The following is a 21,213-nucleotide window of genomic DNA, read 5'->3' as shown; positions in this document are numbered from 1 at the left end:
TTAGTGTATTACTCTATACAGGAATGAGCCATGGTGGTAGTTCATATATGCCGGAATATACTGGTGTTGTGAGTAATAACAGGAGCACTTAGGAAAGGCAATTAATTATGGATAACTAAAGGATATGACAACAACTTATTTAAATATCAACTTCGGAAATATTTGGATTTTTTTCGTTTTTATACATGTATGGCTGGTAGCTAGATATTGTTTTGGAGCCATAACCAGTAAGCATCCTTATAATTTAAAGGCTTTATTGATAGTTGGATTTATCCCTTTCATTGGATACTACTATGTAATGAGATGCCCGAAAAGAAGCACAACAGAAGCGTAATAACTAAGCTAATGCAAGAGAGGAGAGCAATCATGCTCTCCTCTCTTGCATTAAGCATATTTTGCATCAATAACACTTACTATCTTTTATTAGTAATTGCTAACTTGCCGTAACGCTGTACAACAGCCAAAGCAAGTATAACCATCAACAACAAAGTATAAAACATGAGAAAGAAGATTGTTGCAGGCAACTGGAAAATGAATAAAACCTATGAGGAAGCGCTTTCTCTGGTTTCGGAAATAGATAACATGGTGAAGGACGAGGTGAACGGTGATGTTTCCGTGATCGTGGCTCCTCCGTTTCCTTTCTTGCAGAGCGTGGGCAAGCTAACACAGGGTAACGAAAAAATGCATTTGGCAGCCCAGAACGTAAGCGAGCACGAAAGCGGCGCGTTTACCGGCGAGGTATCGGCAAGTATGCTGAAGTCTGTGGGCGTGGAGTACGTGATTATTGGCCATAGCGAGCGCCGCATGTACCACCACGAGGATGCCGAGATGCTGTACAAAAAAATGAAAACTACCATTGCCCATGGCATGAAGCCAATCTTCTGCTGCGGTGAGCCCCTGGAGGAGCGCGACGCCGACCGCCACTTCGAGTACGTGGGTAAGCAGCTGCACGACAGCCTTTCATACCTCAGCAACGAGGAGTTTGACCAGATTGTAATCGCCTACGAGCCGATCTGGGCCATTGGCACCGGGCGCACCGCCAGCAGCGAGCAGGCGCAGGAAATGCACGAATACATCCGGGAGCAACTGGCTAAAATGTTCGATGCCGAGGCTGCTTACAAAGCCGTGATTCTGTACGGAGGTAGCTGCAACCCGGCTAATGCCAAAGAGCTATTCTCGCAAGCTGATGTGGATGGCGGCCTGATCGGAGGCGCCTCACTTAAGTCTAGAGACTTTACAGATGTGATTAAATCTTTTTAAAGTACAATATTGTTCTGTAAAAAAGGTTGCTAAACTAATAAGTTAGCAACCTTTTTTTTGTATCTTGCCCTGAATTTTAACAAATTTCAGAATGCAGATACTGTTCATACTTTGGATGGCGCTGCTGCCACACCTTACACCCACACCCGTTAAGCCTGCCGTAACGCGCAACCATTGCCAGATTTTTGGGTCTGTGTACCTGGAGCGCAACCCGATTTACAAAAACACGGCGTCGCATGTGGTGTACCTGGGAGAGGAGGAGGCTTTTGCCAACATGGTGGTGTACCGCGAGAACAACAAGCTCTTTGCCGACGGCACCGCTATCTGGTTCATCACCCCGAACAAGGCCTTTGCCGACCACATACTTTACGTAACGGAGCAGCGCTACCAGGCCGATTTTACGGTGCACTTTACCGATGTGCGCTCTTTTGCCACTTGCCGCGATTAACAACTACCATGGATTTTATAGAAGTAACCCTAAAAGTAAACCAGGATTTCGCTGATATCCTGACAGCCGAGCTGGGAGAGCTGGGCTTTGATGCCTTTGTAGAGAACGAAGAAGGATTCAGCGCCTACATCGAAGAAGACAAGTATAGCCAGCAGGAGCTGGAAGACACCCTTGGCCGCTACGCCGACTTTGTGCAGGTGGAGTATACGGTGCAGAAGATCGAGCGCCAGAACTGGAACGAGGAGTGGGAACGAAACTTTGAGCCCCTGTTTATTGGTGGCGAGGTATCGGTGCGCGCATCGTTTCACGAGAAACCCGCCGAAGCAAAGTATGATATCGTGATCAACCCGAAAATGTCGTTCGGCACGGGCCACCACGAAACCACCACCCTCATGATCGAGAACCAGCTGACCCTCAACCACCAGGGCAAGCGCGTGCTGGATATGGGCTGCGGCACCGGCATTCTGGCCATTATGGCTGGCGAGCTGGGCGCTTCAGAGATCGTTGCCGTGGAGATTGAGGACTGGACCGTGGAGAACGCCCGCGAGAATGCCGAGCTAAACAACTACGCAAGTATTGATGTGCGCCTGGGCGGGGCCGAAACCATTTCCGGCGAGGCACCTTTCGATATCATACTTGCCAACATCAACCGCAATGTGTTGCTGGAGGATATGCCCGCTTACACGGCTGTGCTAAAGCCCGAAGGATGGTTGCTGCTGAGCGGCTTCTACACCGAAGACCTGCCCATGCTGCAGGAACGCGCCCAGGAACTGGGGCTAACCTATGTATCGCACCGCGTGAAAAATAACTGGGTATCGGCCCTATTTAAAAACTAATTACCAAAGCGATTACCCGCGCAAATATTCAACTTTTACCGTATGAAACGACTTTTACCCTTACTCTTCTTCCTGACGATTCTGACGGCGCAGGCCCAGACCAAACTATCGGATAAACCTGATGATTTTGTAAGTGACGTAAAGGCCATGTTGCTTGCCGGTAAAGTGGAAAATGCCGAGAAGCTTTCCGCTGACCTTGACGAAGTCTGGAACAGCGGAAAGCTTACTTCCGGCCAAAAAAAGGATGTGATGGATATTGCACAGCACATGTACCGCAAGCGCATGCGCAGCAACCCGCACTTCGCCAATTATTTCTCCATGCTAACAGCGGCTGTTCAGAAACAGAACCTTCCGGCAAGCCAGCTAAACAGCCTGTTGCAGGTAACCAACAAGGCGGTGCAGCAAGAAGAAACCAAGCAGCTGGAGCAATTTCTGAGCACCGCCAGCCTTTACCTCAACCAAAACCGCCTGTTCCAGAACTCATACTATACGCTGCAGGCCACTGGCGGCAACTTTAGCTTTGCCTACGAAGGTACCAGCAAAGCTGCAGACAATAAAGCCGAAACCGCAGACGGCTGGGGCACCACTTCCTGGGATGATGAGGTGAACAGCAACGGCGAATTGATAGAAGACGACGGCTGGGGAACCATTGCGCCAGTACCTACCAAAGAAGACAAACAGAAAACAGCAAAGAAACGCGTTGAAAACCTAAAGCGCCAGTTCGTTCCAGCCCAGCCGAAGGTATCGGGCCCAGTGCTGAAACTGGAGAACGTAAGCCTGACATTCATCACACCCTGGGATTCGGCAAGTATAAACCATACTTCGGGGCAGCTCATGATGGCCAGCAACATGTTTGTGGGCGAGGGCGGCACCTTTGCCTGGGAGGTAAAGAGCAAGCCGGCCTCCGCAGAGCTTAGCAAGTATAACTTTAATACCAGCTTTGCAGGGTTTAAGGCACCGGATGTAAAAGTAAGTTACCCTGAAGTGCTTGCCGCACCTGTAGAGGGTGGGCTAGAGTGGCTCAGCAGCAAGCGCAAAAACGGTAATTACCCTTACCCTAAGTTTACGTCGTTCACCAGCGATGCCAAACTGAAAAACCTGGGCCCTAGCATTGCCTATACCGGTGGTTTCTCCCTGACCGGGAACATCATTGGCAGCCGCCCGATGGATGGCAGCCTTTCTAAGCTGGAGGTACTGAACCAAGGGCAACGCAAGTTCCGGACCATGGCTCGCAATTATACTTTTGAGGATTCTCTGGTGCTTGCCAACCGGGCGTCGGTGGCCATTTATCAGGGCCAGGATTCCATCACGCACCCGGCCATGCAGCTGCGTTACGCTGAGCGCGAAAACTCGCTGACGCTTACCAAAGACAAAGGCCCATATGCCCGCACGCCATTTTTTGATACCTACCACAAGCTGGAAATAACGGCAGAGCGTGTGTTTTGGAACCTAAACCAGCCTGAAATTGAATTTTCTATCCTGAACACTAAAACCCTGATTCCAGTACAGCTGGAGTCTACGGAATATTACTCTAACAACCGTTACCAGCAGTTGGTAGGTATAGCACCGTTTCACCCGCTGCAGATATTGGTAGGCTACGGAGCAAAGGCAAAGACAAGCACGTTTTACGCTACCGATGTGGCCAAATCTACCCGCCTGAACGAGACTGCTGTGCGCGAGGCCGCCGCCGCTATGTCGCAGCAGAGCTTCCTGGACTATGACCCGGCCTCCGGCTACATCCAACTCAAGCCAAAAGCATGGCATTACGTGGGTGCCTCCCGCGACCTCAAGGACTATGATCACTTGGTTATAAAATCCGTGGTGCCATCGGGCCGAAACGCCACCCTCAACCTGGAAGACAATAAACTGACCGTGCGCGGCGTAAACAAAGTGGCCTTCAACAATGATACCGCCAGCGTTTACATCCTGCCGCGCCGCGAAGAGATTCACATCCTGAAAAACCGCGACATTGAGTTTGATGGACAGGTTTTTGCCAGCAGCCTAGCTTTTAAAGGCAGCGAGTTCAGGTTTAACTACGATGAGTTTGCCATTGACCTGACCAAGCTCGACACAGTAGCCCTGATCTCTAATAAGCGCCGCTCGCGCAAAGATGAAGTATCAGACCAGGTACTTACCGGTAACAGCGGCAAACTTTCGGGCAAGCTGTATATCAACAAGCCAAACAATAAGTCCGGGGAAAAACACTTCGCCGAATACCCAAAGTTTGATGCCGTAGCCGGTGCCCAGGTAGCCTTTGCGCGCCCTGATGTGGCAGGCGGTTCTTACGACAGCACTGTATACTTCGACATGCCTCCTTTTAAGCTGGATAGCTTAAGCTCAGGCAAAGGCGTAGTGGCTTTCGACGGTACATTTAACTCCGGAGGCATTTTCCCGCCAATAAAGACCAAAATGCAGATGATGCCCGACGAGACACTTGGGTTTTACTACCAGCCTTCGGCTAAAGGCCTGCCGGCCTATGGGGGTAAAGGGATGGTATATGATACTATCATGATGAGCTCAGCGGGTATACAAAGCAGGGGCACGCTGAAATACTTAGGCGCTACCTTAAAAGCGAAAGAGTATACATACTATAAAAACGGAGCCACAGTAAAGGGCGGCACTGAGGTGAGTATAACCGAAAGCAACAGCGGCGGAGCAGCCTTCCCGGTGGCTAAGCTCACTAACTTTAACATGAACTGGCAACCGCAGGCCGATACCATGTACCTGCAAACCACCCAAGACCCGATGAAACTCTATAAAGAGGAGTATACTTTCACGGGTGTTGCCAAGCTCTCGCCGGGTGGCCTGTACGGCAGCGGCGTGCTCGATAACCCGACTGCCAACGTTACCTCACCCAACCTGCAGTTTAAGCAACGCGGCTTTAGCGGCAACCATGCCCAGATGCTCGTGAAATCGGATGTGGTTGGCCGCCCAGGTATTAAAGCCCAGGATGTAGCCTTTACCTATGATATGACCAAGGGTTTCGTGGACTTCGAGAGTGAGCAGAAAGGCGCGGCCAGCCTGGAGTTTCCGAAGGCACAGTATAAAACAAGTATGAGTAGTGCCCGCTGGGATATGAACCAACAAAAGGTCAGCCTGAAAGCTGATGAGAACGGCGGAAAAAACTGGTTCTTCTCACAGCACCCACAGCAGGAAGGCCTCAAGTTTATGGCAGCCAGCGGCGAGTATAACCTAAAGGATAACACGCTTCGCGCAGGCGGTGTGCCATATATTGCCGTAGCCGATGTGTATATAGTGCCGGATAGCGGCAAGGTAGCCGTTGCCGCCGATGCAACCATACGCACCTTGCGCAATGCTAAAATTCTGGCCGACTCGGTGCAGCAATACCATAAGCTGTATGCCGGTAACATCGATGTGCTCTCGCGAATGGCTTTTAAAGGCGATGCCCTGCATGACTATTACAATGCCGCCGGAGACTCGATTAAATTGCAATTCTCAGACTTTGTGTATGGTAATCCGCAGCAGAAAAAGAAACCCGTTTATACATATGCTACCTCAAGTATAGAAGAAGGTAAAACGTTCTACATTTTTCCGAAGATTCTTTATCGGGGCAATATCCTGATGAGTGCGCCAAACGAGCACCTGAACTTCGACGGCGACCTGAAGCTGAACTTTACCGGTAACCCGGCAGACTCGGATTGGTTCTCTTACAAGAAAGACACTCTGGACCCAAGCAACGTACGTATCCCGATCATCAAGCCAAAAGCAGCCGATGGTACGCTATTGCATACAGGTCTGCACGTATCGGCACAAGGTGGCACGCTTTATAATACATTTGTGTCTAAAAAGCAGGCTGAGGAAGATCTGGACTTGTTTACAGTAGACGGCTTGCTGTCTTATAACAATGAAAAAACTGAGTTTAAGATTGGCCGCAAGGAGCGTGCCTACGAAGGCGCTTATGAAGGGAATATGCTGCTTTACAATGAAGCTACCAACACGGTGCGTTTCGAGGGTAAGCTGAACCTGCTGAAACCGATGAAGAACTTTAAGCTGGAAGCCTCGGGCAGCGGCGATGCCAACGTAGATAGCAGCCGCTATAACCTGGATACTTTCCTGGCCTTTGACCTGGATATGCCAACTCAGGCGCTGGAGGCTATGGCCGGTAACCTGCGCGGCAACGCTGCCGGAGCCGTGAGTGCCATCGACAATGCTGATGAAGCCATACTTTACAAACTAGGCGAGTTTATCGGTGATAGGGAGGTGCGAAAGTATAAAGAGCAGGCAGCGGTTACTTACGTGGAGCTACCTAAGTTATCCAAAAAACTGCAGCGCAGCCTCATCCTTAGCGACGTGGACCTGCGCTGGTCTACCAAGCAAAATGCCTGGTACAGCGTAGGCGGCATTAGTATGGCAAGCAGCCTGAAAGATGACATAAACGCCCGCATGGATGGCTACCTCGAGCTGAAGCAGGACATGTATGGCGACCCGGTCGTGAATTTATACTTGCAGGCCGATCCATACACCTGGTACTATTTTAGCTACTTCGAGAATGGCTTGACTCTGGGCTCCTCAGACGATAAATTTAACAAAGCCGTTCGCTCAAAGGCTAAAGGCAGCCGTGGCTCCACAAGCAGCTACGGAATTTATGAAGGCATGCCGATCGAGAAAAACGAGTTCCTGAATTACTTCCAGGCAACTTACCTTGGTGGGCAGGAAGGATTTAAGGCCGCTACGCAGCAGGTAGTTAACGAACCAACGGGCAACTTTGAGGAGATAACGGAAGAGGACTCAGGCAAAGGAAAAAAGAAGAAGAACAAGAAAGCAAAGCAGGACCCATTTGAGGTAGAGGAAACAGGCAACAACCAGTAAGTATAAATATAGCGTATAGAGTTAAAGAGATACTTAATTTTGGACAGTGAATTAAGATTTAACTATATTTGGGCTTGTTTTTCGCTATAAAAACGCAGGTTTTGCTAAGAAAGGCTGTGGCCTGAAACATACCCAGATTTAACGAATACGACTTATGAATTTACTCTTGATGGCTGTTTTTGCAATAGCTGCTTACCTGATCGGCTCTATCTGTTCTGCCGTTTGGATTGGCAAGGCATATTACGGCATCGATGTGCGCCAACACGGCAGCGGTAACTCCGGAGCCACGAACACGTTTCGGGTGCTGGGCAAAAAGCCAGGCGCTGTTGTTATGCTGCTCGATATCTTTAAAGGCTGGACGGCTACCTCACTGGCAGGTTTCTTAGTTATTTTCGAAGCGATTGAGGCCGATCAACTCATTATATTTCAGTTGATTTTCGGTGCCTTAGGCGTATTGGGGCATATTTTCCCGGTATACGAGCGCTTTAAGGGCGGCAAAGGCGTGGCAACACTGCTAGGTATGATGCTGGCCATCGAGCCGATAGTTGCCCTGATGTGTATTGCCATCTTCATTATTGTGCTTTTTGCCTCTAAGTATGTATCGCTGGGCTCAATTATTGCGGCCTTGTCGTTTCCGTTGCTGCTTTTGCTGGTACCGCGCTTCCACCCCGAAAACCCGATACTTATTATCTTCGGATTTATACTTTTTGCCGTGGTAGTACTCACGCACCGCAAAAACATTAACCGCCTGATAGCCGGCGAAGAGAGCAAGGCCAATATTAAGCTAGGTCGAAAAAATTGACTCTCCTTACAAGTATAAAAATATTTTCGAAAGCCATCCTGCCACGCAAGGGTGGCTTTTTTTTGTAACTTTAAGTCAAAACTCAGTTACTACGCTATGATAAACCAATATATCAACGACAACAAAGACCGCTTTGTAAACGAGCTGCTCGACATGCTCCGAATCCCATCTGTTAGTGCCGATGCTAAATTTAAAGCCGATGTGCTGCGCAACGCAGAGTTTCTGAAAGAACGCCTGCTGGAAGCTGGGGCCGATAACGTGGAGTTGGTAGAAACAGCCGGCAACCCAGTAGTATACGGCGAGAAGATGGTAGACCCAAGCCTGCCAACCGTGCTGGTATATGGCCACTACGATGTGCAGCCCGCCGACCCGTACGAGCTTTGGACCTCGCCGCCATTTGAGCCAGTTATCAAAGATGGAAAAATATACGCCCGCGGCGCCTGCGACGATAAAGGGCAGATGTACATGCACGTAAAAGCCTTCGAAACGATGGTGAAGACGGGTACACTGGCCTGCAACGTGAAGTTTATGATCGAGGGCGAAGAGGAAGTTGGCTCGGTAAACCTGGCCACCTTTGTGCGCGAAAATAAAGAACGCCTGCAGGGCGATGTAATTCTGATTTCAGATACAGGCATGCTAGGCAACGATACGCCATCCATTACCACTGGCCTGCGCGGCCTAAGCTACCACGAGGTAGAGGTTACCGGCCCTAACCGCGACCTGCACTCCGGCCTTTACGGCGGCGCTGTGGCAAACCCAATCAACATACTCTGCAAGATGATCGCCTCGCTGCACGACGAGAATAACCACATCACCATACCTGGCTTCTACGACAACGTGGACGATCTGAGCGCAGAAGAGCGCGCCGAGATGGCCCGCGCCCCGTTTAACCTGGAGAAGTATAAAAAAGCCTTGGACCTAAGCGATGTGCACGGCGAGGGAGGCTATGTAACCATGGAGCGCAACTCCATTAGGCCAACATTGGATGTAAACGGCATCTGGGGAGGGTATACCGGTGAGGGAGCCAAAACCGTGATCCCGTCTAAGGCTTATGCAAAAATCTCGATGCGCCTGGTACCGCACCAAACATCAGAAGAAATAACAGTTAAGTTTAAGGAGCATTTTGAAAGTATAGCGCCCGCCGGCGTTAAGGTAGTGGTTAAACCGCACCACGGCGGCGAGCCGGTAGTTACGCCAACAGACTCTATAGCTTATCAGGCTGCCTCCAAAGCCTACGAAGACACGTTTGGCGTGAAGCCGATTCCGGTGCGCAGCGGTGGTTCTATCCCTATTGTAGCTATGTTTAAGTCTGAGCTTGGCCTGGATTCTGTGCTGATGGGCTTTGGCCTTGATTCTGATGCCATCCACTCACCGAACGAAAATTTCGGGCTGTTTAACTACATGAAAGGCATCGAAACGATTCCGTTGTTCTATAAGTATTTTGCGGAAATGAAGTAAGATCATACTTTAAAGTATTGCCAAAAATGCCCGGTTGCCCACGCAGCCGGGCATTTTTTATTTAGCGGCCCATCATGTCTTCGGCGGAAGGTGCCGGAATCAGGTAGCCGACGCTTAGCTTGAATCCGAAGTTTTTCTGGTCGAGGTCTTTTGAGAATGACTTGAAGCCGCCTGAATTATGGAAGCTCATGGAGAAGCCGTTGTCCATCTCTATGCCAATGCCAACGGTGTAGCCATAGTCCCAGCGCTCAAAATCGTTGATGCGGAGCGGGTAGTCGCCAAGTATAACGGGGTTGCCGCTGCCAGAGCCGTTGCGCTCGATGCGCTGCACCTGGGTTTCTTCGGCAAGCAGGTAGCCCGCATAGGGGCCAGCCTCAGCAAAAAGGCCGCCTTTCTGAATTTTCAGCATAACGGGCAGGGTAAGGTAATGCAAGCGCAGGTTATCAACCAGCGCTTCGGTGGTGCTTATCGGGTATTCATCATACTCAAAGCCTTTCTGCTCGTAAAGCAACTCCGCCTGCACAGCTAGCCGCGATACAAACTCATAGCTCAGCATAACGCCCCCATGAAAACCGGGTAAGTGATCTAATGTGCTGCTGGAGGCATCGTCGCCTTGCGCAGTGGTGAGGCCACCGCCAACCTTAGCGCCAAACCGTGCATACTGTGCCTGCACAGAAAGCGTGGCAACAAGTATAAACCCAAGAATCAAGTATAGCTTTTTCATAGTTTCGAAAGTATAAATCAGGTACTTAAGTTTACTATGGCAATAGCTAATAAGTTGGGCGGCATAAAAAAAGCCAGCCCCACCACAAGGGCGGGACTGGCTTTATAAAACAGGAAAAGAAATACTATCTGCCTGACGGGAATCTTAAACCAAGGGTAACCATAAACACAGAGTGTCTGGCGTTGGTTAAGTCTCCTTCAAAGTTTACGTCTTCCTCTACAAAGTCAGAAAAGCTGCCGTTGTAACGCACGCCCAGGCTAATGCCGTTTTTAGATGCAAAGCCGATACCTGCGGCATAACCAAGCTCAAACTCATCCAGTCCATCTTTGCTTTTCTCATCGCGTGTGCTGGAGATTTTATTGTTGTTGCCGTCGTAAAGTGTAGTCTCATTGTTTACGCTAAGCAGGTATGAAGCCTGTGGACCAGCTTCAAAGTAAATGGGTCCGGCATTAATGTGCGCTAACACAGGTAAATCTAGATAATTGTAATTTACCTTGCCTTCGCGTCTTCTTTCTTGAAGAAGTAAGTTCGTAAACTCCTCGTCATTGCTTTTAAAACCTTTCTTAGAGTACAAAAGCTCTGGCTGAATAGAAAAAAAGTTCTCTACCACCGGAAAATTTAAAATTATACCTGCATGGAAATCAACCTTATTCTCAAAACGGTCTTCATCACGCAGATCACCGGAGAGGTTAGATATGTTAGCACCGCCACGAACACCAAAAGTCGCCTGGGCTTGTGCTGTTGCAAAAGAAACTAGTGCAATTGCTAAAGTGAAAATTACCTTCTTCATAATCGTGTTTGGTTAGTTAATGTGCTCTTAACGCACAACATACGTGTTAAAAGATAAAAAAGTATTTAATTTGCTCCTGTATTATGCTCAAAAAGAGTGCAAGGTGCTGATGCAGACAGTATACTAAAATAGAGTGCTGGTTTCAGCGGCTTTCCTCTTCTGTGCTGCTGGATGTGTTAGCAACAAGTGGGCCAAAAATATAGCACTTATCTATATAGAGGGGAAAAATATTTTTTGGTGCTGAAAGGCGCAACGAGGGAGACATATAAAAAGTCCGGCAATATACCGGACTTCTGTTTTCCATAGTTTTAATCGTACTTTGGTAGTGTTACCTGCCCGGGAACATATAGGCCAGCGTTAACATAAAAACGCTGTTTCTATACTCAGGAGCATTATCATCATCATTGAGCTGTGAAAAATCGCCATTGTAGCGTACGCCAATATTGAGACCGAGTGATGTAGCCGCAAAGCCTACGCCTGCCGCATAGCCAAAGCTGGTGCTCTTGAATTGGTCAAGGTCATCGTCTACGTTCGTGCCGCCAACCTCAATGTCGCCTCCCACACGGAAAGATACCTGCGGGCCAGCCTCAAAATAAATAGGTCCAGCATTAATATGGCCTAGCACGGGTACATCCAGGTAACTAATTTTTGTCTTTACGTTGTCATCCTTGGATTCGCCGCCTTTCTGCGAGAAAAGCAACTCGGGCTGTATGGCGAAAAACTGATCCTCTGTCAGAAAAAACTTGGAGGTAATACCCGCATGGAAGCGAAAGAGTCTATCGGTTTGCGGCGCTTCGTCTCCAGTTAAGCCAGAATAATTAGCGCCAGCGCGCACGCCTAGGTGCAGCTGAGCTTGTGCAGCAAACACGGTTGCCAGCATAAATGCAAAAAGTAAGAGAGTCTTCTTCATAGTTTTAGGCTTTAAATGATAAATAGGTTGTACAGAAAGTGCTTCAAAGCATCTTATTGCCTAATGTATGCCTAATACGAACAGTACAAATAAAAGTATAGCATGAAAACTCTATTTTGGCGACAGCAGAGTACAACTTAGGAAAGCCGTAACTGCCTTTAGCAAATAAAAAAGCGCCAGCTTGTTTAAACCGGCGCTCGTGTTAAGTGTATGTTAATTAGTTATTTATATGTTTCGGGTTATTAGCCAGCCCAGCCTTCGCGGTCCAGGCTGCGGTACTGGATTGCCTCTGCTAAATGTTCAATTTTTATGTCTTCGCTATCGGCCAAATCGGCAATGGTGCGGCTCACTTTCAGGATGCGGTCATAGGCGCGTGCAGACAGGCCAAGGCGCTCCATAGCCGTTTTCAACAGCGTTCTGCCAGCATCGTTTATCTGGCAAATTTCCTTCACCATTTGAGATGGCATCATGGCGTTAGAGTGTATCTGAGGCATTTCCTTAAAGCGCTCTGACTGCAGCTCTCGGGCTTTCACTACACGTTCCCGCACAGAAGTACTGTCTTCGGCCTTGCGCAGCGCTGTCATCTCATCGAAGGTTACGGGCGTAACCTCCACGTGCAGGTCGATGCGGTCTAGTAACGGGCCGCTTACCTTGTTCAGGTAGCGCTGCACTACACCCGGGCCACACACGCATTCTTTCTCCGGGTGGTTGTAATAGCCGCAGGGGCAGGGGTTCATACTTGCCACCAGCATAAAGTTAGCCGGGAAATCGATAGTGGTGCGAGCACGGGAAATAGTAACGCGGCGTTCTTCCAGGGGTTGTCGCATAACTTCCAGCACCGTGCGCTTAAACTCGGGCAGCTCATCCAGAAACAAAACACCATTATGCGAAAGCGAAATCTCTCCGGGCTGCGGAATGCCGCCACCGCCAACCAGAGCCACATCCGATATAGTATGGTGCGGAGAGCGGTACGGCCGCGTGGTGAGCAACGATGCAGCCTCGCCCAGCTTACCAGCTACTGAGTGTATCTTGGTTGTTTCAAGGGCCTCGTGCATAGACAGGGGCGGAAGTATGGATGGCAGGCGCTTGGCCAGCATGGTTTTACCTGCACCCGGCGGGCCGATCATGATGACATTATGGCCTCCTGCCGCGGCAATCTCCAGGGCGCGCTTAATGTTTTCCTGGCCCTGAACATCGGCAAAGTCGGCGGCGTATTGGTCTACGGCTTCAGTAAACAAGTCGCGGGTATTTATAACGAGCGGCTCAATGTTGCGGGCACCATCCAGAAACTCGATGGCATCCAGTATGTTTTCCACACCGATAACATCCAAGTTGTTGACAATGGCTGCTTCCTGAGCGTTTTGTACCGGAAGTATAATTCCCTTAAAGCCCTCTTTGCGCGCCTGTATGGCAATGGGTAGCACTCCTTTAATGGGGCGCAACGATCCGTCTAAGGAGAGCTCACCCATAATCATATACTGCGCTACTTTGTCGGCTGCGATCTGGCCGGAGGCAGCCAGAATGCCCATTGCGATGGTTAGGTCATAAGAAGAACCTTCCTTCCGAATGTCGGCGGGGGCCATGTTGATGACAACTTTCTGCCTGGGCAGTTTATAAGCGTGGTGCTTTAGGGCTGATTCTATGCGCTGCTGACTTTCCTTAACGGCATTGTCGGGTAGGCCAACCAGGAAGTACTTTGTGCCAGCACTTACGCTAACCTCAACTGTTATAGTGTAGGCATTTACGCCCTGCACGGCGCTGCCAAATGTTTTGATAAGCATTATACGCCAATTAATTTTATATTTAGTGAGATTTTAGAAGCCAACGCGGAATAAAAAAACAAAGTTCTATAATTGTACAAAATTTATGCGCTCTAAATCTAATTTCATTCAAAATCATTAGTAACAAAGCCATTGGTAAATCGTAAGCAAACTATTTTGCACAAAAATTGCTTAGATGTTTTTAGACTAACCATCCCATGCACATGCATACTAACACAGGTGAGAATTCAGTCTCGTCGCCTCTGAGACAAAATGTTCTGGCAATATTTAATGAGGCTCAGAACAAGGTGCGGGAACAACTGATGCAGGGGTTACCGTTAAAACAGGTACTGGATGCACTAATTGAAACTATTCAGGCAGTCCGCTGCGGAATGAAGGGGTCTGTACTTCTGCTCAATTACGAAACAAACAAATTATACTCTGTATCAGCCCCCAGTATCTCTCAGGTGTATTCCTCTAAATTAGGTGACCTACCTTTAGGGCCTAATGCTGGCTCCTGTGGAACTGCGGCTTATTTAAAAGAGCGCGTCATTGTAACTGATATTGCCAACGATAAGCGCTGGAAAAAGTACTTGGTTGCAATAGACTATGGGTTAGAGGCTTGCTGGTCTGAGCCTATCTTATCTTCTGACAGATCGAGGGTGCTGGGCACCTTTGCCATGTATTACAGCTCTGTGTTAGAGCCAACAACTGAAGAAATAGAACTGATGGAGCTTACGGCAGGGCTGGCAGGTACGGCTATTGAGTGGCACCAGGTAATTAATGAGCGTAAGGCACTTGAGGAACATTTGCGCAAGGCAAATGAGGAACTCACAGTGCTTAACAAGGAACTTGATGAGCGTGTAAAGAGCCGTACTGCTGAGCTAGAGTACCAAAGCCGAATAAATAGGACTATTACCGACAATGCCACGGCCGCGCTTTTTATGATGGATGAGAAAGGTTATTGTACTTTCATGAACCCAGCTGCCATCAAGATGATCGGTTTTACGATGGAGGAGGTAAAGGCAAAGCCGCTGCATGACCTGATCCATCATACGCACCCGGATGGTACGCACTACCCTATGGATGAGTGCCCCATAGACCGAGCATTGCCTCAGGATAACTCTGTAAGGGCTCATGAGGATATTTTTATTCGTAAGGACGGCTCTTTTTTCCCGGTGCAATGTGCTGCGAGCCCAATTAAGGAAAATGGCGTGCCGGTTGGTACTGTCATAGAAGTTCGTGATGTAACCCATGAAAAAAAGGCTCAACAGGAAATAATAGATAGCGCTGAGCGATTTAAAATGCTATTGGAGGCGCTGCCTCAACTTTCCTGGACAGCAGATGCTCAGGGTAACCTGGACTATATTAATGATCGTTGGGTAAAGGTTTACAGTAGCGAAGACCCGGCAATTTATGGCCTCGGCACTTCTTGGATAAATTCTGTTTATGAGGATGACAAAGAGCAAGCTAATGAAGCCTGGCTAAACGCAGTGACCACTGGAACGAACTATGAAACTTTATTCCGCATCAAAACTAAGAATGGCGGCCCGCGATGGCACCTGGTACGGGCACTGCCCCTACGTGATCGTGATGGGCGTGTAGTAAAGTGGTTTGGAACTAGCACCGATATACATGAGCAACGCCTAACCCTGGAAAACCTGGCGCAGGCACAGGCGCAGCTAGAGAAAGCCAATGAGGAATTAAGCAATAAAAATGTGGAGCTTACCCGTACAAATTCCGATTTAGATAACTTTATCTACACAGCCTCGCATGACTTAAGAGCACCTGTTACGAACCTTGAGGGTTTGTTGCAGGCATTGGAAGAAGAGATGGGTGAGCCAAGTGAAAGCGTGAAGCCGCTCCTGGGTATGATGGACAAAGCGATTGTGCGCTTTAAAAGAACCATTGAGGACTTAACCGATATCTCGAAAACGCAACGTAGCATCGATGATGTAACCGAGAAGATTAATTTGGGAGAACTGCTGGAGGAGGTCAAGGAAAGCATTAGCGAGCTTATCAAAAAGAATAACGCTTGTATTGAAAGCGACTTTTCGGCTGTGCCTATCATTAACTTCCCTCATAAGAACCTGCGCAGCATTGTGTATAATCTGGTTAGTAACGCTATAAAGTACAGCTCCCCAGACAGGCAGGCAATTGTGCAGGTAAGTACAGAACAAGTGGATGGGCAAGTGCGCCTACGTGTTCAAGATAATGGTTTAGGGGTGGATATGAAACAGTTAGATCAACTGTTCGCTATGTTTAAGCGCTTACATGATCATGTGGAAGGGTCCGGGATAGGCTTATACATTGTGAAGCGCATTGTAGAGAATGCAAACGGACACATTGATGTACAAAGTGAACTCGGGAAAGGAACCACAATAGATGTATACCTGCCCTTATAAAAGGTAATATAGTATAAAGAGGAGCGGCTGAGGAAATATTTCCTCAGCCGCCCCTCTTTATACTATGCCAGTTTCTGCTCCAGCAAAAGTATAAAAATGTGGATCACTTTGATATGGATTTCCTGCACACGGTCAGCGTAACCGAAATGCGGCACGCGTACCTCTACATCGCAGAGCGGGGCCAGTTTGCCGCCGTCTTTACCAGTCAGGCCAATTACCTTCATGCCTTTGGCTTTGGCGGCTTCAGCGGCCTTTATCACGTTGCCAGAGTTGCCGCTGGTACTGATGGCCAGCAAAGCATCGCCGGCGTTGCCCAGTGCCTCCACGTAGCGCGAGAACACATAGTCGTAGCCGTAATCGTTGCCTACGCAGCTCATGTGGCTGGCATCGGAAATGGAAATGGCGGGTAGGGCTTTGCGGTTATCGCGGTAGCGGCCTGTCAGCTCCTCGGCAAAGTGCATGGCATCGCACATGGAGCCTCCGTTGCCGCAGCTCAGTATTTTGCCCCCGTTTTGTACGGCCTTCGCCATTTCGTTAGCAGCCAGCTCTATGGATGCGATGTTCTTCGCATCAGACAGAAACGCCGTGAGCACTTCCTGTGCCTGTGTTAGTTCCGTCAGAATGGTAGTAGATGTCATGTATGTTTTAGTTCAGTACCTCAACCTCTTCTTCGGTTAGGGCTTTTTTATAACTGTTGCTCCTGAAAGCCTGGCGCTTCTCGTAAAGGTTGGCCTTCAGTTCGTTTATCTTAAGCTGCGCGCGGTATTTCTCATGCTTCATATCGGCAATGTACACGCTGCTCATCAGCAACCGGGCCAGCAACATAACGCCGCCAACGGCTACCAGTATTTTGTAAAGCGTAAGCGCCTGTTCCTCAGCGGTTGTGTTCAGGATGGCGTTTTCGTTAATGGCTCCGGCCAGGAGCAGTACTGTGAAAATGACATAGCCAATAACCAGTACATCAAGTAGTGCCTTTAAAGCTTTCATGCTTGTTCGCGGGGTTTAAGTGCAACAACTGTTTCGTTTAAAATTAATAATAAAATATGATTTTAACGAACCAGCTGCACATAAGCCGCGCACCAGCACCACGTTACAAAGCAGGAAGTACAACTTTACCGTTATGTGGTTAGCTGCATCTGCGTGAGTTTGGCGTACAGGCCGGAGTGTTCCAGCAACTCATCGTGGGTGCCGCGCTCCACAATGCGCCCATGCTGCAGCACCAGAATCTCGTCGGCGTGCTGTATGGTGCTCAGGCGGTGCGCAATCACCACGGACGTGCGGTTACGCATCAGGTTGTTCAGCGCCTCCTGCACCAGCTTCTCCGATTCCGTGTCAAGGGCCGAGGTGGCCTCGTCGAGGATAAGTATGGGCGGGTTTTGAAGTATGGCGCGGGCAATGCTCAGGCGCTGACGCTGGCCTCCGGATAGCTTGCCGCCCCTGTCGCCGATCACGGTTTGGTAGCCATTCTCGCTTTGCACGATAAACTCATGGGCATTGGCTATTTTGGCCGCCGCTATCACTTCTTCCTCTGTGGCATTGGTTTTATTAAAGGCGATGTTGTTGAAGATCGTATCGTTGAAAAGTATAGACTCTTGCGTTACCACGCCCATCTGCGCCCGCACAGAGCGGATAGTATAATCCCGGATGTCGTGCCCATCGATAAGTATGGCTCCTGCTGTTGGGTCGTAGAAGCGCGGCAACAGGTCAGCTAGCGTAGATTTGCCGCCACCCGACGGGCCGACTAAGGCCACTGTTTTGCCTTTCTGGATGTTAAAGTTGATATCCTGCAGCACCGGTTTATCGCCGTAGGCAAAGCCCACATTTTTAAACTTGATGCGTTCGGTAAATGCCGGAAGCACCTTCGCGTTTGGCTTATCCACGATCAGTGGTTTGGTATCGATTACCTGCAGCACACGATCACCGGACACCAGGCCGCGCTGTATGTTACTGAATGCCGCCGACATGGCCTTAGCCGGCACAAGTACTTGCGAAAAAAGTATGATGTAGGTAATAAACTCGCTCGGGGAGAGGTTAGACTCTTGGTTTAGCACCAGCGTGCCACCGTAAAGCAGCAGTCCTGCCACCACCGACACGCCCAGAAACTCCGAAAGCGGGGAAGCCAGGTCGCGCTTGTTAGCAATGGAGCGCTGTATGCGGGCGTAACGGTTGTTCTGATCGTGGAATTTGCTAAGTATAAACGGCTCCGCGTTAAAAGCCTTCACCACGCGCATGCCGCTCAGTGTCTCATCAATAATAGTAAGTATAAAACTGAGTGAGTTCTGCCCCTCTTGTGCCTTGCGCTTTAGGCGTTTGGAAATGCCTGCTATAATACCGCCCGACAAAGGCAGAAGTATAAGCGAGAACAGCGTGAGCTCCCAAGACATGTTAAATAGAAGTATGAAAAAGGCGATGATAGAGATTGGCTCGCGTACAACCACGGTCAGGGTGCTTACTACGGAGTTCTCCACCTCTTGTATGTCCACGGTCAGGCGCGTCATCAGGTCGCCTTTGCGCTCGTTGCTGAAATAGCCCAGGTGCAGCTGCGTCACGCGCTCGTACACTGTCTGGCGCATGTTCCTGACTACGTGTGCCCGCAACTCACCCACAATCCGGAAGGCAAGGTAGCGGAACAGGTTGGCCAGAAACACCGAGATCACTACCATGATGCAGACAAACAGCAACGCGCCCTCGCGGCCCTGCTGCAAAATGATTTGCCCGAAGTAGTAATTGAAAAAGTCCTTGAAGAACTCGATGTTCAGGGCAAACTCCGGCTTGCTCATAGCCATAGCAGCGGCCTCGTCCTGGCCCACTTCACCAAACAGCACATTAAGCAGCGGGATAATGAGCGTGAAGTTGAAAAGGCCAAAAATGATGCCCAGGAAAGTATAAATGGAGTAAAGCGGCACAAACCGACTGTATGGTTTGGCAAACTGAAGTATGCGAAGGTAGGTCTTCATGGTACGTTTGGGGTTGCCTGCCGCAGGGTTTGCTAGTGAAACGGCTGTTGCCGGCAACAAGTATGGCTGCCATTGCAGCCGCTACTCAAAAAGGTTTAAAGTGTTTATAGTATGGCCTTTGGGCACGCGCCAGCCAGGCTGCTGCAAAGATACTTATTTTGAATTTAGAATTGCTAAGCCGCCACGGACGTAAGGGCATCAGAAAACCATCCTCTTTAAACTAAAAACGAGAGGCCCCTGGTTCAGTGCCTCTCGTTTTTATATGCTAAATGGCTTAAACCATCATTGCGCTAAAACTCGTGCCGCCTGCGTGGGATGTTCCAGCGGAATGCAACCGAGGTATAGTATGAATTAAAGTCCGGGGCGTCGCCTTCCGTGGTGGTGCGGCGCACGGTCTGGTTCAGGTCCAGGAACATGTTGTGGCGCAGCTGAAAAGAAGCAGTCAGGTCCAGGTACAGTTGGTTTGTCTCGATACCCTGCCCAATTTTGTTGCCGTAAGTCGATACACGGTCGCGGTAGGATAGGAGCACATTGTTGCCATAGTTCAGCGTATCAGTAGCCGACACAATATCCTGGCCATAGCGGGTAGCCACGGCCTTGCCGGTAAGCATCAAGCGCGGAATGGGCTGGTAATATACAATGCCCACCAGCTCCAGCAGGTTAGACCCGATCGGGTGAGCCAGCGACTGGCGGTAGTGCTGGTAGTTTGTAAACTGGTCTTCGTGCTGGTAAGTATACGGCCGAATGATGTTCATCTCGCCCTGTAGGTCGAGGTTGCTGAGGCCAAAGGCATCGATATACTTGGCCCCGATCTGCCCGGCCTGTTTGTTAGCCCACCAGCCGTTACCGCTTTTCACTTCATCCAGTACAAACTCATCCAGCAACAACTGCCCGTAAAGCTGCACGCGGTTTTGTATGTTCCAGCGGAAATCGGCGCCTAGCATGGCGTTGTCGGAGCTACCCAGGCCTTGCTCAATGCTTCTGTAAAAGATTGCAGGGTTGAGGTACTGCAGCTCAAACTTGCCCTTGCCCCGCGCAAAGATCACCTGCTCAAATAACCCGAAGTTGAAGTTGTCGGTTACGTTTATTCCCAGGCGATGCAACGCCATGTACTTTTTGGGCAGCAGTTCGTCTTTGCGGTTGGCCGTGGCGATAAGCTCCTGAAACAGGTTCATGTAGTGCAGTTTCCATACTTTGGTGTTGAGCTTGAGGAAGAACGCCGGCGGTGCGTAATCGGAGTAGATCAGCGAGCGGTAGCCGTCGCCGATGAAGTGGCGGTCGTGGCCCATCTGTATTTCCACGTGCTTGCTAAGAGCGTAGTTCAGGTAGCCGCGCGCCGTAATAAAATCGTATCCGCCTTCCTTAAAGTCTTTCCAGAGCGTTTCGTGCGGCACCACGGCATCGCGCTTGATGCGGCGGTTTACATACTCCGGGAACCGTGCCTGGTTCTCGCCCACGAACGCGTAAAAGCCAAAGCGTTTGTCGATGCTGCCTTCCAGCTGCACGCCGCGCGTGTTTATGTAGCGCACCCCGTCCGACTCACTGTCCAGGCCTAACTCAAAATGTATAACCGGGTTCACACGCAGCGTAAAGTCCTCCGACTCGACATGGTACAGATCGGTCTTGTTGCGGTAAAAGTAGTTGAAGATCGGTTTGCGGCTGTCGTTTTGCTCGCGGTTGGTATAGTTCCAGTTATCGTTGAGAAGGTAAGCGGCATTGAAGGCATCGGAAGCCGTGCGGGCGTTTTGGGCGCTTATCTCGGCCAGTGCGGCTACATCCTGGCGGCCATAGGGGCGCACTGCGGTATGCATCTCCGGCACTTGGTCGCCATACTTAATCTGGTTGCGGTCTATCAGGTGATATGTATCCGGGTTGTACGGCATGTATACATCCTGCGCCTGCGTTGCCAGGGCTGCAAGCGTAAGACCAAAGGCACCAAGTATGCGTTTCATGGGCGTTGTGTTAAAGCAATGTATGGTATTATTTGGTGCGAATGTACTGTTTTTGGCGCTTAAAGTTCCGGGAAACGTGTG

15 protein-coding genes are annotated in these 21,213 nt (G+C 49.6%); 7 read left to right on the top strand and 8 right to left on the bottom strand.

The annotated features are described in order from the left end of the window. The first annotated feature begins 498 nt into the window (after positions 1-498). The 6 genes from tpiA to D1627_RS08820 all read left to right on the top strand — a co-directional run bounded on the left by tpiA (position 499) and on the right by D1627_RS08820 (position 9,634). On the top strand, positions 499-1,260 hold the full coding sequence (tpiA, locus tag D1627_RS08845) for a triose-phosphate isomerase (RefSeq protein ID WP_119431901.1): 762 nt from the start codon (positions 499-501) through the stop codon (positions 1,258-1,260). Positions 1,261-1,351: 91 nt separating this feature from the next. Then, the gene (locus D1627_RS08840) at positions 1,352-1,708 is read left to right on the top strand and encodes a DUF6150 family protein (RefSeq protein ID WP_233555571.1); all 357 of its coding nucleotides are present in this window, start codon (positions 1,352-1,354) and stop codon (positions 1,706-1,708) included. Positions 1,709-1,716: 8 nt separating this feature from the next. Continuing rightward, on the top strand, positions 1,717-2,544 hold the full coding sequence (gene prmA, locus D1627_RS08835) for a 50S ribosomal protein L11 methyltransferase (protein WP_119431900.1): 828 nt from the start codon (positions 1,717-1,719) through the stop codon (positions 2,542-2,544). Positions 2,545-2,586: 42 nt separating this feature from the next. After that, positions 2,587-7,374, top strand: coding sequence for a hypothetical protein (locus D1627_RS08830; protein WP_119431899.1), 4,788 nt, complete (start codon positions 2,587-2,589; stop codon positions 7,372-7,374). Positions 7,375-7,528: 154 nt separating this feature from the next. Beyond that, positions 7,529-8,176 carry a glycerol-3-phosphate 1-O-acyltransferase PlsY gene (plsY, locus tag D1627_RS08825; RefSeq protein ID WP_119431898.1) on the top strand — a complete coding sequence of 216 codons (648 nt, stop codon included), beginning with the start codon at positions 7,529-7,531 and terminating at the stop codon, positions 8,174-8,176. A gap of 96 nt (positions 8,177-8,272) precedes the next feature. After that, entirely contained in the window at positions 8,273-9,634 is a 1,362-nt protein-coding gene (locus D1627_RS08820) for a dipeptidase (protein WP_119431897.1), read from the top strand. A gap of 61 nt (positions 9,635-9,695) precedes the next feature. Here the strand turns inward: D1627_RS08820 and D1627_RS08815 are convergent, their stop codons facing one another. The 4 genes from D1627_RS08815 to D1627_RS08800 all read right to left on the bottom strand — a co-directional run bounded on the left by D1627_RS08815 (position 9,696) and on the right by D1627_RS08800 (position 13,839). Beyond that, positions 9,696-10,358 carry a porin family protein gene (locus D1627_RS08815; RefSeq protein ID WP_119431896.1) on the bottom strand — a complete coding sequence of 221 codons (663 nt, stop codon included), beginning with the start codon at positions 10,356-10,358 and terminating at the stop codon, positions 9,696-9,698. Positions 10,359-10,482: 124 nt separating this feature from the next. Then, a complete protein-coding gene (locus D1627_RS08810; RefSeq protein WP_119431895.1) occupies positions 10,483-11,148 on the bottom strand; it encodes a porin family protein in 666 nt (221 codons plus the stop codon). 328 nt (positions 11,149-11,476) lie between these two features. Next, positions 11,477-12,058 (bottom strand): porin family protein, encoded by a 582-nt coding sequence (locus D1627_RS08805; protein ID WP_119431894.1) that lies wholly within the window; start codon positions 12,056-12,058, stop codon positions 11,477-11,479. A gap of 242 nt (positions 12,059-12,300) precedes the next feature. Beyond that, positions 12,301-13,839 carry a YifB family Mg chelatase-like AAA ATPase gene (locus D1627_RS08800; RefSeq protein ID WP_119431893.1) on the bottom strand — a complete coding sequence of 513 codons (1,539 nt, stop codon included), beginning with the start codon at positions 13,837-13,839 and terminating at the stop codon, positions 12,301-12,303. A gap of 203 nt (positions 13,840-14,042) precedes the next feature. Between D1627_RS08800 and D1627_RS08795 the strand changes: the two genes are divergently transcribed. Beyond that, positions 14,043-16,223 carry a PAS domain S-box protein gene (locus D1627_RS08795; RefSeq protein ID WP_158607162.1) on the top strand — a complete coding sequence of 727 codons (2,181 nt, stop codon included), beginning with the start codon at positions 14,043-14,045 and terminating at the stop codon, positions 16,221-16,223. Between the two features lie 62 nt (positions 16,224-16,285). Here the strand turns inward: D1627_RS08795 and lpcA are convergent, their stop codons facing one another. From lpcA to D1627_RS08770, 4 genes are all read right to left on the bottom strand, one after another. Beyond that, entirely contained in the window at positions 16,286-16,861 is a 576-nt protein-coding gene (lpcA, locus tag D1627_RS08790) for a D-sedoheptulose 7-phosphate isomerase (protein ID WP_119431891.1), read from the bottom strand. 7 nt (positions 16,862-16,868) lie between these two features. Further along, complete coding sequence (locus D1627_RS08785) at positions 16,869-17,210, bottom strand: hypothetical protein (RefSeq protein ID WP_119431890.1); 342 nt, start codon at positions 17,208-17,210, stop codon at positions 16,869-16,871. A gap of 131 nt (positions 17,211-17,341) precedes the next feature. Further along, positions 17,342-19,180 carry an ABC transporter ATP-binding protein gene (locus D1627_RS08780; protein WP_119431889.1) on the bottom strand — a complete coding sequence of 613 codons (1,839 nt, stop codon included), beginning with the start codon at positions 19,178-19,180 and terminating at the stop codon, positions 17,342-17,344. 290 nt (positions 19,181-19,470) lie between these two features. Further along, a complete protein-coding gene (locus D1627_RS08770; RefSeq protein WP_119431887.1) occupies positions 19,471-21,132 on the bottom strand; it encodes a hypothetical protein in 1,662 nt (553 codons plus the stop codon). Positions 21,133-21,213 lie beyond the last annotated feature (81 nt).

The sequence above is a fragment of the Pontibacter oryzae genome, from assembly GCF_003576375.1.
Taxonomy (GTDB): Bacteria; Bacteroidota; Bacteroidia; order Cytophagales; family Hymenobacteraceae; genus Pontibacter; species Pontibacter oryzae.
Note: the sequence above shows the minus strand (reverse complement) of the source record. Positions and strands in the feature narration are given on the sequence as shown.